The 12251-nt window shown below is 46.4% G+C and carries 10 protein-coding genes and 1 tRNA gene; 4 read left to right on the plus strand and 7 right to left on the minus strand.

Features of this window, described 5'->3' with window-relative positions; all coding sequences use genetic code 11:
* Positions 1 to 1356, minus strand: a 1356-nt coding sequence (locus tag ACQP6D_RS03620; RefSeq protein WP_427857477.1) for a DUF6531 domain-containing protein, incomplete at its 3' end; no start/stop codon positions are given.
* Positions 1357 to 1919: 563 nt separating this feature from the next.
* On the opposite strand from ACQP6D_RS03620, the gene ubiU reads away from it, so the two are divergent.
* The 3 genes from ubiU to ubiT are packed head-to-tail and all read left to right on the plus strand — an operon-like array spanning position 1920 to position 4294.
* On the plus strand, positions 1920 to 2930 hold the full coding sequence (gene ubiU / locus ACQP6D_RS03625; RefSeq protein ID WP_267408566.1) for a ubiquinone anaerobic biosynthesis protein UbiU: 1011 nt from the start codon (positions 1920 to 1922) through the stop codon (positions 2928 to 2930).
* A gap of 16 nt (positions 2931 to 2946) precedes the next feature.
* Positions 2947 to 3870, plus strand: coding sequence for a U32 family peptidase (locus ACQP6D_RS03630; protein ID WP_427857478.1), 924 nt, complete (start codon positions 2947 to 2949; stop codon positions 3868 to 3870).
* Entirely contained in the window at positions 3857 to 4294 is a 438-nt protein-coding gene (ubiT, locus tag ACQP6D_RS03635; RefSeq protein ID WP_427857479.1) for a ubiquinone anaerobic biosynthesis accessory factor UbiT, read from the plus strand. Before ACQP6D_RS03630 ends, ubiT begins: the two co-directional genes overlap by 14 nt.
* A gap of 80 nt (positions 4295 to 4374) precedes the next feature.
* On the opposite strand, the gene ubiG is transcribed toward ubiT, so the two are convergent.
* From ubiG to ACQP6D_RS03655, 4 genes are all read right to left on the minus strand, one after another.
* Entirely contained in the window at positions 4375 to 5124 is a 750-nt protein-coding gene (gene ubiG / locus ACQP6D_RS03640; protein ID WP_427857480.1) for a bifunctional 2-polyprenyl-6-hydroxyphenol methylase/3-demethylubiquinol 3-O-methyltransferase UbiG, read from the minus strand.
* Positions 5125 to 5126: 2 nt separating this feature from the next.
* Complete coding sequence (locus ACQP6D_RS03645) at positions 5127 to 6791, minus strand: ArnT family glycosyltransferase (protein ID WP_267392106.1); 1665 nt, start codon at positions 6789 to 6791, stop codon at positions 5127 to 5129.
* A 111-nt stretch (positions 6792 to 6902) separates the two neighbouring features.
* Positions 6903 to 8315, minus strand: a complete 1413-nt coding sequence (locus tag ACQP6D_RS03650; RefSeq protein ID WP_323811394.1) for an amino acid permease — start codon at positions 8313 to 8315, stop codon at positions 6903 to 6905.
* 290 nt (positions 8316 to 8605) lie between these two features.
* On the minus strand, positions 8606 to 9673 hold the full coding sequence (locus ACQP6D_RS03655; protein ID WP_427857481.1) for a metallophosphoesterase: 1068 nt from the start codon (positions 9671 to 9673) through the stop codon (positions 8606 to 8608).
* 909 nt (positions 9674 to 10582) lie between these two features.
* Here ACQP6D_RS03655 and ACQP6D_RS03660 point away from each other — a divergent pair.
* Positions 10583 to 10658 (plus strand) — tRNA-Arg (locus ACQP6D_RS03660).
* Positions 10659 to 11248: 590 nt separating this feature from the next.
* Here the strand turns inward: ACQP6D_RS03660 and ACQP6D_RS03665 are convergent.
* On the minus strand, positions 11249 to 11572 hold the full coding sequence (locus tag ACQP6D_RS03665; protein ID WP_267392109.1) for a rhodanese-like domain-containing protein: 324 nt from the start codon (positions 11570 to 11572) through the stop codon (positions 11249 to 11251).
* Positions 11573 to 11809: 237 nt separating this feature from the next.
* Positions 11810 to 12037 (minus strand): ChaB family protein, encoded by a 228-nt coding sequence (locus ACQP6D_RS03670; RefSeq protein ID WP_267392110.1) that lies wholly within the window; start codon positions 12035 to 12037, stop codon positions 11810 to 11812.
* Between the last annotated feature and the right edge of the window lie 214 nt (positions 12038 to 12251).

Consider the following 12251-nt stretch of genomic DNA (forward strand, 5'->3'; position numbering starts at 1 on the left):
ATGCTGATAGTGCAGGGAGAGGCAGGTGCTGCGGTCGTTGTCGGTGATTTCGATGATGCGGCTGTGGCTGTCGCGGTGAAGAAGGAGGCGGTTGTCGTTGCGATCTTGAAGTGCGGTGAGGTAGAGGCGGTGGGGTTGGTTGGGGTCGGGCTCGAAGAGGCGGTAGAGGCCGTCGTCGTCTTCGATAACCCAGCGGTTGTGCTGGCCACGGCGGATGGTGAGGTTTTCGTTGATGCCGCGCATGCCTTCGCCGGGTTGCAGGGGGTCGATTTCGAGACGGCGCCCTTGTTCGTTGATATAGACGGCGGCACAGGAGCCATCGGGCTGGGGGGAGATTTCGATTTCGACTTCGAAGCTGACGCTCCATCCGGCGCCGAACATGTTGTGGGAGCGGGTGTCGACGCTGCTGTAGAAGCGTTGCCATTGGAGGGGCAGATGGGCGGGAAGGGTGAAGTCGAGCTCTTCGGTGTCGAAGAGGAGTTTGGCGCCGGTGGGAAGGTGGACGGGGTGGCCGATCCTTGTGGCTGCCGTAATTTTAGAAGATAGATAGCCGACGGCAACCGAGGTAGTGGCAAAGCAAACAAATTTGTTACAAATTTTTTTAGGGTTGAGGAATATCGTAAAAAGGCTAGCCGCTAGGGCAACGGGATGTTTGCCGCTTCTGATTTCACGCACGACAATGGGTTCGCCACCGATGCGAACGTTGTTGGATACTTTGACGCCGCCGGCATGGTCGTCGGTGACTTTGGCTTCGCAGGTACTGCGGTCGTTGCTGCGTACGGCCGGCTGGCTGTTGATGTAGACTTTGCTGGAGCCTTCGGCTAGATATTCAGGGCTGGAAACAGGAGATGGATGCTTGGCGCAGGTGATTTTGTCGTCATCTCTGGGTACTGTTCTGGGATCCGGCGAGGCTACAGTAGGCCTGTATAGTTGCATGGGAAGGTTTTCAGCAAACTCTACAAAGTCATTTAGTGCATTTGAAGCAATATCGATAAAGCTTTCGGGCTGCTGTGGTTCTTCGCTGCTGTCACTTAGTTCAATGCTTTGATCTACGGTACCTGCGGCGCGGGCGGAAGCTTTGCTGTTGGTGCGGGTATTGGGAGAACCAGAAATAATGACGCCATCTTCAGCCATGGGAAATAAATTACTGACCTCTTCAGATAAGTCTGATATGACGTCATTAAGTCCAGAAGCTGCGACAGCGACACCAACAAGTGTAGACACTATAAAACCACCGGGGATAAGGCCTATTGCTCCATAGCACGCAAGTTCTACTGCTGCGCCGGCTATGTCAGCCCATATTGAAGTATGTAAAAGGATGTCTCCCTCTCGGGCGGCCCAGTAGGTATCTGCCATGTGTGAACCCCTTTAAAATCTTTTAATTCATTGTTTGATAGTGCTAATTTTCTAGATTTTTAGCGATATTATCTAAGTATGAGTTTGTGGTTATCTTCTTAGTTTGGGTTGAATCATGTAATTTAATGTTAGTTTTGTTTAAGTTATATGATTTTTATGTGAATTATGTCATTAATTTGATTGTTATGCACTTAATAATTTGAATTGAGTAGATTTTGATTGGTATGGATATTGGTAATAGGTTGTGGGAAAGCTGGGGAGATATTCTTGAAAGTATCGGTTTTGAGAGTTGGGTTTTGGCTGGCTAAACAGGGGTAAGTTGATAGATGTATGTAAATGTTAGCATTGTTAAATTTAGACTTTTTTGTGTTTTTTTGTTTTAAATTGGTATTAAAGTTCAATTTTTTTCTGTTTTTGCTTGTTTCGTGTCAATAAATCCGTTTGGCTTAGATGTTTTAATCCGGTGTTTTGTGGGCTGCTGGGAAGGCGCAAGGCGAACTGGGTATTTGCGACTGATTATGGGTAGCTGATTGGATTACTGTTGATTGGGATGGTGAGAACGGATGGGTGTTAAGGTTCCAGAGCTGGTGTGTCCGGCTGGTAATCTGCCGGCGTTGAAGATGGCGATAGATCATGGCGCGGATACGGTCTATATGGGGCTGAAGGATGCAACCAATGCGCGAAATTTTGCTGGTCTAAATTTTGACTCTAAGTCTGCGGTAGAGGGAATTACATATGCGCACCGGCGTGGGCGTAAGGTGTTGATGGCGATAAATACCTATGCACAGGCAGGAGAAGTAAGAAAATGGCAGCAGGCGGTGGATACGGCTGCCGAAATTGGCGTGGATGCGGTGATTCTGGCGGACTTTGGATTGCTGAATTATGCACACAAGACGCATCCACAACTGGCGCTGCATATGTCTGTGCAGGGTTCGGCAACTAATTATGAAGCAATTAATCTGGCCCAAGAGCTGTTTGGTATCCGGCGGGTAGTGTTGCCGAGAGTGCTGACACTGCCGCAGGTGGAGCAAGTGATTAAGCATACTTCAGTAGAAATTGAGGTATTTGGCTTTGGCAGTTTATGTGTGATGGTGGAGGGGCGCTGCTTACTGTCTAGTTATGTGACGGGTGAATCTCCAAATACGTTTGGGGTGTGCTCACCGGCAAAATATGTGCGCTGGGAGCAGCAGGCAGCAAGAATGAACGCACGCTTAAATAATATTCTAATTGATCAGTATGCAGCAGACGAGCCAGCTGGTTATCCGACTTTGTGCAAAGGGCGTTTTCAGGTAAATGATGAAACTTATTATGCATTGGAAGAGCCGACAAGCCTGAATGTGCTGGAGATTTTACCGCAGTTGTTGGCCATGGGTGTGGCGGCGATTAAGGTGGAGGGACGGCAGCGCAGTCCGGCATATACGGCGCAGGTAACGAAGGTATTGCGGCAGGCGCTTGATTTGGCGGTACAGTGTCCTGAATCGTTTACGGTGCAGCCGCAGTGGCAGCAGGCGTTGGCTAAGGTTTCTGAAGGACAGCAGGTGACGCTTGGAGCGTATAACCGGCCGTGGAAGTAATGAAGGGGTGTGAGTGATGCAACGGGATAAGCTGGCTTTGTCTCTAGGGCCGATTTTGTTTTTTTGGCACAAGCAGCAGATTGTGGAATTTTATCAGCAGCTGATTGGTGAACCGCTAGCCACGGTTTATATGGGTGAAACGGTATGCTCGCGCCGGCAGGAGTTGAAAGTAGCAGACTGGATTGATTTGGCGCGCGATGTGGCGGCTGGTGGCTGTGAAGTGGTGCTGTCTTCACAGGTGCTTTTGGAAAGTGAGTCTGATTTAAAACGTTTGCGTAAGTTGGTGGAGCAGGAAGATTTCTGTGTAGAGGCAAATGACCTTGCTGCTGTACGGTTGTTGCATGCTAAAGGAATTCCTTTTGTCGCCGGACAGGCATTGAATATTTATAACGAGCAAACGCTGGCGTTGATGCAGTCGCTTGGCGCTAAACGCTGGGTGGCTTCAATTGAGCTGTCAGCCGGTCGGCTGGAGCAGATGATTGCGGCGGTACCGGATGTAAACTGTGAGGTGTTTGGCTGGGGGAGAATGCCGCTGGCCTATTCTTCTCGCTGTTTTACGGCGCGCCATTACAATCTGAAAAAGGACAGTTGTGAATTTAAATGCTTGGAGCATGCAGACGGTTTACCATTGCTCACGCGTGAGCAGCAGGCTTTTTTGACGATTAATGGTATACAGACGATGTCTGCTGGTTGTCATTCTTTACTGGCACAATATCAGCAATTGCAGGCAATCGGGGTAAACCGTTTTAGGCTTTCTCCACAAGCACAACATATGGTGGATACGATACGGCTACATCAGCAGGTGTTAGCCGGTGCGCTGGAGCCAGAAACGGCTTTGTCTGAGCTCAAAGGGTATGCCGGTGGTGCACTGGTAAATGGCTACTGGCAGGGTAAGGCTGGAATGAATCAATGTAAAGAGGTGATGTATGCAAATACCTGACAGGGTAATGCCGGGATTGCTGAAAAATGTGGTGGAAAGGTTGCCGTCTAAACCGCCGGCATGGTTGCTGGTACAGACGTTGAATCAGCTGCTAAAAAGAGAAATTTTGCTGGCTGATATGTCATTGCTAGCCGGACGTTTATTTCGGGTTGACGTGGCTGACTTAGGATTAAATCTATTTTTCAGTGCTTCGGAGCAGCGGTTTATGGTCTCGGATGTTAGTACTGACGTGGATTTGTGTCTGAGCGCAAATACTGCTGATTTTATGAAGATGTTGTTACGGCAGGAAGACCCGGATACGCTGTTTTTTAATCGCCGGTTAAAAATTGAGGGTGACACGGAGCTTGGGCTGATTGTTAAGAATTTGCTTGATAGTATAGATTGGTCGACTATTCCGATGATGAAATCATTGGTAAAGCAATGAGTTTGTTTTATTGATGTAATGAAGATAATTCTGTGGCCGGTATCATGTCGATACCGGCTTTGTGGTTTTAAAGCAGATGGTTAGTTCGCCGGACGACGGCAGGCTATCATGTAGTTGACGTCTAGGTTTTCGGTAAGATGGTAGTGTTTGGTTAGCGGATTATATGTGAAACCGCTACTGCCCAGCCATTCGAGACCAGCCTGCCGGCACAGACGCGCCAGCTCGGCCGGTGTGATGAATTTGTGGTGATTATGGGTGCCGCGGGGCATCAGTTGTAAAATGTATTCGGCGGCAATGATGGCTTGCAAATAGGATTTTGTGTTGCGATTGATGGTGGAGAAACAAACAACTCCGCCGGGTTCCGTCAGTTCAGCACAAGCTCTGACTACGCTGCCAGGATCAGGAACGTGTTCCAGCATTTCCATACAGGTAACGGCACCAAAGCTGGCCGGCATTTCTGCGGCTAAATCTTCTACACTGACTTTACGGTAGCTTACATTGCTGATTTGCTCCTGCATGGCGTGCAACTGGGCTATTTTGAGCGATTTTCCGGCTAAATCGATGCCAGTCACGCTGCTGGCGCCTGCTTTGGCCATAGCTTCGCTTAGAATACCGCCTCCACAGCCTACATCCAGAATTTTTTTGCCGGCCAGTCGAGCATAGCGGTCGATAAATTCGAGACGTAATGGATTAATGTCGTGCAATGGTTTGAATTCACTGTTTTTATCCCACCATTTGTGCGCGAGCTGGCTGAATTTGTCAATTTCGCTAGCATCAACGTTGGCCGGGGCCTCCGGTAGATGAGTATGTTCCTGAGTTGGGGTATTCATGATTATTTTTCCTTGGTTGCGGTGGTTTTAGCCCACAAGGCAATGATATTGTTTTTTTCACGCGGGCGTGCTCCCGACCAGATTTCGTGCCATGGTTGCGGAGGTTCGGCTTTGGGGTCGCGGGTCACTAAACGGTATTCACACTCAGGATTGTCTGCCTGCAAAGGTATCCAGCTATATTGCTGCCAGGCAATGCGGGTACTGAAATTGTCGTGATTGATACTGATGCAGGCATGCCGATCGCTGAATGCCTGTAACTGCTGTTTGCTCAGGCTGTTTTCCATTTGCTGAACCACTGGCCGTGCCGATTTGGCCGCATCCAGCCAAGGCAAAAACAGGGTCAATAGCAGTGACCATACTAATAAAACTCCGGCTGCCCAGTTGGTTACTGCTTGTCGGCCTCGAATATGCTGGCGGGTAATGGCCCATAGCCATAGTGGAGTCAACACGCAAGCGACAATCAAGGGAAAGTAATTGACATCGTAGCGGTAATAGGGGCTGAAATAAACGGCACGTGCAGCTAGTTTGGCCGGCCAGCCATAATTCATGGCGATGAAGCCAAGCCAGAGGAAAAGTGCCAGAAAGCCAAAAGCCATGATGCCAAACCAGTTGAGGAAGGCGATGGCTCCGCGACGCAATGCATCCAGCTGGGCGGCTCCGAGTAAGGCCATAGGTGGCAGCACGATTACCAATAAATCCTGATATTGCAGCGGCAGCAAGGCAAAAACTGGTAGGCATAGACTTAGCCATACGATAGCAAGCACGCCCCAGCGCTGTTTTTTTAACTTGCCGCGCGTAGCAGTCCAGATGGCCAGAGGCCATGCAGGAAAGGCAAACCAAAGCAAATTTTTTAAATAGTATCCAAGCGAGAAGTGTACTTCTTGATGTTGAAAACCACCAAAAGGGGCGAGAGCATGATACTGCCACCACAGATTAAAAATATTGGCAGCGGTCTGATGCAGAGCAAGTGGCCAAACTATCATTAGAGGTAGGGCACAGAGCAGGGATATCAGTAAAACTAGATAATAGCGACGGCGACGCCACTGAGGGTAAAAAAGCAAGCTGAACGCTACCAGCATCAGCAGTAATGGCCACAATAGGCTGCCGGTCAGAGACAGTACAGCCCAGCCACCGCCCAGCATCATGCAGGCCATCATGATGCGACGATCTGACAGGGAAAAACCATACCAGCACATGGCAGAACCAAGAAATAGGATAATGCTGTCGTTGATAAAATGAGCTGGTATTAGAATGCCGGTACAGCCGAGTAATATGAGAATGGTGATGCGTCCGTAGCCACGGCCAAGAAACTGGCGTCCGGAGCCGCCGATGCAGGCAAACGTACAAACAATCAAAATGACATTGGTTAGACGCGTGGCTTCAAAGGCGTCCATTTGGTTGGGGCTAAATAAATGTTGGCATAGGGCAGACAACCAAATGTAGAGTGGGGAGGCTTCCCAGTTTATTTCGCCAAAAATAGTGGGAACTGCCCAGTGTGCTTTGTGCCACTGGCTGGCGGTGGTGAACAGATAAGGTTCACCTGGTGTCCATAAATCATGATGCAATACCCCCGGCCACAGCCACACGAATACCAGTAACAACCAAAGCCATGAACGCTTTTTATTCATGCTTTGTGAGCTGGGTTTGCTGGGTGTATAGGTGAGCATAGGTGATTAACAGCTGTTTAGGGTGTGATATAGGCTTTATGTTAGCGGAAAATGCAGTAGGCAGCCAGATGAGGCTGCCTGTGGCTACGATGATTAGGGCGAAAATTAATCCTAATCAAGGTGTTTGCTTAGATTCACCTGTGTCAGTGGTACTTTGCGGGTACGGTAGCGAAGTTTGTGATACAGGTAAAAGGCAGCAAATACTGGGAGACCCATATAGGTAATAGCAAAACGCTGCCATTTGAAATCACCATGTAGTAATAATTGGCTGTCTTGTCCGATAATCACCAGAATACACAGTAATAGCGCCAGAATGGGGCCAAATGGAAACCATTTAGCGCGATAAACCAGTGAATTGATGTCGTTACCCTGCTGCACAAAGGCGCGGCGGAAACGGTAGTGACTGATGGCTATGCCTAGCCAGGCAATAAAACCAGTTAGACCGGAAGCGGCTACGATGTACTCGTAGGCACCTTCGTCCACACTTTCCAGCAAAAAAATTGCCAATACGACAATGGCTGTAGCCAGTAAAGCCAATACGGGCACGCCGCGCTGGTTGACTGCTGAAAAGCGCCGGTGTGCCATGCCGTCTTTACCCATAGCGTACAGCATACGGGTAGAAGCATACAGGCCAGAATTACCGGCAGACAGGATGGAAGTGAGAATAACGGTATTCATCACGGCAGCGGCAAAAGCCAGCCCAGCGCGCTCAAACACAAGTGTAAACGGTGATTTGGCAACCTGATCCACGTCAGCACCGAGTAAGGCATCACTGTTATAAGGAATCAGCAGGCCAATTACTAACATGGCTAGAATATAGAAAATCAAAATACGCCAAAACACTTGTTTGATGGCTTTGGGAATGCTTTCCTGCGGGTTTTCTGATTCGCCGGCGGTAATGCCGATGAGCTCGGTGCCCTGAAATGAAAATCCGGCAATCAAAAATACGCCGAGTACGGTAAAGAAACCACCCGACCAGCCATGTCCGAGTATCGGTGCGTCGCCAATGGTGAAGTTGCTCAGGCCGACATATTGACCGCCAAGAATACCGAAGATGGTCAGCACGCCAACGCCGAGAAACACGATTACTGTGACTACTTTAATCAGAGCAAACCAGTATTCAGATTCACCATAGGCGCGTACAGACAGTATATTGAGCAGAAACACCAGAGCAAAGAACAGCAAACTCCAGCTCCATGCCGGCATAAAGCGCAATGGTTCCCAATAGGTAATTACCAATGAGGCAATGGAGATGTCTGCAGCCACGGTAATCACCCAGTTAAACCAGTAATTCCAGCCCAGTGCAAAACCCAGCGACGGATCAACAAAGCGGGCTGCATAAGTGGAGAATGAACCGGAAGTAGGCAGGTAAGTGGCCATTTCGCCTAGTGAGGTCATGAGAAAATACACCATAATTCCGATGGCCATGTATGCCAGTAAGGCGCCACCAGGGCCGGCATCGTGAATCGCACTGCCACTGGCCATAAACAAGCCTGTACCAATACTGCCGCCAATGGCAATCATCGAGAGATGACGGGTTTTCAGATGGCGTTTAACTTGGTTGGAAGAGGAATTGGCGTCTGTCATTCTGATAATGTGTAATTATATGCGCCGGTATGTTGTAATTGAGCAGAACTGTACTACCTTGCGGCCAACTTCAGGCGCGCACCGGAGGTACGGTGTGACATACCGGAATGGATTGTCTATTTTAGGGTTTAATAGTGTATGCCGGATATTTTTATCCTTTTTGCATACTGGGTTTTGTTGCAAAAGTCTTTATTATAACAAATTGTATGCGTTACTGGCATGAGAATTCAGAGGTAACGCTCTCCATGATAATATTTACCATTATTCAGCATAATTATATTTTCGGGCCAGCGCAGTGCAGCCAGATGCATCTGGCTGTCTGCTACAGCAATGGCCTTTTTGCGTTCCCGCCAGCGTGCACCAATGGAAAAATCCACGCAAAATACCTGACGTTGCTGCCCCAGCCAATGTGTAGGAGGCTCCTGAAATAGTTCTTTGCGGTGTTCGGCTACGCCGGTGCCATACCAGCTGCGCCAATAATGGCCGATTATTACCGCCACAGGGTCGGTATACTGCTGCCACCACGGTTTACGTACCGTGAAGCGCCAGCGGCCGTTGATGTAAAAAGGCTGTTGTGTGATGGCCTGAATGCCGCTGGTGAGCGCACGTATTGGATTGTGACAGCTGCGTAGTAGATCATAATGGGCTGTACCTGCTTGAAACGTCATCGGATAGTGCTCATTTTCCAGGTCTTTATTTAATTGCCGCTGCTCCTGCTGGTATGGTTCAAACCATTGCGTATTTCGGAAATCATCTAAAAAGCGGTCTTCCCAGTAATGATATTGTTTTACCAGTGAAGTTTCACTGCATTCTAGTAATTTATCAATACTTTCCGGCAACCACGCAGCGTGAACGATGCGCAAATCGTCCCGTTGCAGAATTAATGGCCATTGTGCGATGGTTTCCTGTAATTGCCTGCGTTGAGCAGCGGGATAATGCTGCCATGGCGCGAACCGTGCTTCATCCTGTGGCCGGTTATCAAAATACCAGCCAGCTCCGTCTTTAGGATCGTTAATTAATAAGTTGAGTTCATGATTACCGATGATGGTAAATGCGTTTTCAGAGGCGGCGGCCTGTATCACCCAGTCAAGAACAGCAGGGCTGTTTGGCCCACGGTCGCACAAATCGCCAACAAACACGAGTTTACGTCCGTGTTGATGGCGACCGTAATCATCGTAGCCAAGAAAGTGTAATAACTGCTGTAAAGCTTCCCACTCGCCATGAACATCACCAATCACGTCCAGCGCGGTGTTGGGTAAGGGGCGGATAAAGGTACTTAAGTCAGAATACTTCATTTTAATGGCCTGTGTTAACAGACCTGACTGCTGTCTGTGCGAATATTTATTATTTTAAAAACAATATTTAATCAACTAAATCCAATTAACATAGCACAAAATATTCAAGTATGCCAATTCCCCGCTATAAATGTCCTTTTATGTATGATTAATGTCAGTAAAAGTGTATGGAAATGATTTGGCTATAAATATTCAATAATTAAGGAGCTGACTAAAAATTAGATATTTACCGTTAGATTATTTACTGAGCAGATATCCAGAAACGAAAACTTATCCGCTCGTATCGGCTGTTTGTTTTGTACTTAAAAAAACGAATAAATTCAATGTATTATTTTCAATAATAGCTACTTAGGTGTTCTTGATAACTCCATTAAACGTTTATATTTGTTTCCAATGCCATGAGTACCTTAAACTGACCATTGGCTGGGAGGTCTTTCGCTTACTCATTGCTATTACCAGTCTGCTATTTTCCGTTTGTGTCCCTGTTTGATGTTTAGAAACATTCTGGGCAATTCAGACAAAATATTTATTGTTAATAAAGTATTAAGGCATATCGTGCTCTAACATCTGGCAATAACGTATTTTGCAATATGCATATATTTATTAGTGTTTTCTGGAAATGAGCCGATGAAGATATGGGCATGTTTAACAGCAATTGTACGATAGTGTGTTGGCCGCTATTCGCATGTGGATAAGGTAACGGTTATTTGCGTTGGCATTTAATGTCTCTATATAACCCATTATCCGTGATGTGTTCGGATTGTCGTTATTATTGCTGAAATTAAAATATTAATTTCAATTGTTTATTTTGAGTAGTATTGGTTGTTAGTGTGATTGATTGCTTTTGCTGGTAAATGATTTTGCCAAGCTGCTTGATTTCAGCTAAAATCTGGCCTCTTTAGTATATTTGCACCTATAGCTCAGTTGGAAGAGTGTCGGTTTCCGAAGCCGGAGGTCACAGGTTCGATCCCTGTTGGGTGCACCAAGTTAGCATTTAAGGGTTTCAGGATGGCTGAAACCCTTAAATTTTGCTATCTGTACATTTGTTTAAAACAAAATTTCAAACAAAATATAAGTTTTAATCACGCAGTGTTTAGACAGTGCTACATGAAAAACTGTACTGTATTGTAATTAATGCGCTGGTAAGGGTTGTAAGGATTCAGGTTTGATTGTGGCTGTGTATCAGTAGGGAGCGGCCTACATAGCGTCTAGTTTGAATCATTCGTAATATTATGATTAAGGCTGAAGCGGAACGTGGCTATTTGTACTGTTGCTAGATTTTTTTCTAATCAGTTCTGAAATTTTTACTATCTGTAAGCAAAATTTGATCTTGATATTTTTTGCTAAATTGAGTGTACAACTGGTACCACCTATTATGATTATTACAGCGGTGGTTATTTTACATAAATCTTTCAAGGCAATTGCTGCTATCGATACGATACTTACGCTGGCTGGCGTGTTGTTAATAGATAGCAAGTTAAGGCAATAATAATCATTATGCTGTATAGATAATTGTTGCTCAATTAAAGCGTGCCTTTTTTGAAAGCCAATGATTTCGAGGCTACGAATCTGAAATTAGTAGGTGGGTATACTGCTGTCTACTTCTCGTGACCATGCATCGATGCCGCCCTTGAGATTATAAAGATTTTCGAAGCCGGTATCCTGTAAATACAATGCTACTTGCATGCTGCGCATGCCATGATGGCAGTAAATTACGATTGGTTTATCGTCCGGTAATTCGTTTTGGCGCAAGGGAATCATATTCATCGGAATATGGAGATACCCAGGAATAGCTGCATACTGGACTTCGTTGTCTTCGCGTACGTCAAGGAGGACAAAATCTTTTTTTTGCTGCTGCCATTGCTGCAATTGTGCTGCATTTATTGTCTGAATGGTCATATTAATAAATTGATTCTGTGTGATGTGTATGGATATTAATCTAATTTGATAATGTGGCTGTATGCCTGCTGGCATTTGCTTTGCTAGCCGGATCAAATGATACCTGTGTTTATCTGAATATGCCAATGCAGCACAACTGGCTGTAGCTCAGACTATTGGCTAGTTTGGTTGTAGAGGCAGTATCGAAGAGTTTGGATTTATGTGCAAACTCTGTCTCGCAGTATGCTGATTGGGCGCTTACTTAGGCTGCCATTTGCCATCATTGCCTTTATGATAAACCTTTTCGACAGCAGCCCATGCTACTCGGAACGCAATGGTTTCTGCATCGCTATTATCGCGGCGTTTTTTCGGATCCTGATATTCTGCTATGGCGTGATTAAATGCTTCTTTGAATATGTCTTGCGCATGTTCCGGTAAAGCGTTCCGGACTGATGCAGGTAGATCACTACGGTGCTGATAAGGCATGATATTGCTCCCGATTTTGTTTCTATAGCCTAGTAAATCGCAATAAGTGGCTTAATGCAATCAGTTTTTCTAATTATGTTTTTGTTTTAACTAGGTTTTAATTTTTTATTACTTAAAGAGCGAAGATGACGGACAGATGGATGGACTGTATGCGGCCGATACCAATAGGCAAGAGAAGTCAAACATGTTGTTTGGCGTATGTATGCATACTGAT

Origin of the sequence: Snodgrassella sp. CS2, assembly GCF_050310315.1 — a bacterium.
GTDB classification, from domain to species: domain Bacteria; phylum Pseudomonadota; class Gammaproteobacteria; order Burkholderiales; family Neisseriaceae; genus Snodgrassella; species Snodgrassella alvi_E.

Coding starts and splice junctions, on each gene's coding strand:
- ACQP6D_RS03645 (WP_267392106.1), bottom strand. CDS start 6,791: ATGCTCACCTATACACCCAGCAAACCCAGCTCACAAAGCATGAATAAA.
- ubiT (WP_427857479.1), top strand. CDS start 3,857: ATGCAAATACCTGACAGGGTAATGCCGGGATTGCTGAAAAATGTGGTG.
- ubiG (WP_427857480.1), bottom strand. CDS start 5,124: ATGAATACCCCAACTCAGGAACATACTCATCTACCGGAGGCCCCGGCC.
- ACQP6D_RS03670 (WP_267392110.1), bottom strand. CDS start 12,037: ATGCCTTATCAGCACCGTAGTGATCTACCTGCATCAGTCCGGAACGCT.
- ACQP6D_RS03650 (WP_323811394.1), bottom strand. CDS start 8,315: ATGATTGCCATTGGCGGCAGTATTGGTACAGGCTTGTTTATGGCCAGT.
- ACQP6D_RS03665 (WP_267392109.1), bottom strand. CDS start 11,572: ATGACCATTCAGACAATAAATGCAGCACAATTGCAGCAATGGCAGCAG.
- ACQP6D_RS03630 (WP_427857478.1), top strand. CDS start 2,947: ATGCAACGGGATAAGCTGGCTTTGTCTCTAGGGCCGATTTTGTTTTTT.
- ACQP6D_RS03655 (WP_427857481.1), bottom strand. CDS start 9,673: ATGAAGTATTCTGACTTAAGTACCTTTATCCGCCCCTTACCCAACACC.
- ubiU (WP_267408566.1), top strand. CDS start 1,920: ATGGGTGTTAAGGTTCCAGAGCTGGTGTGTCCGGCTGGTAATCTGCCG.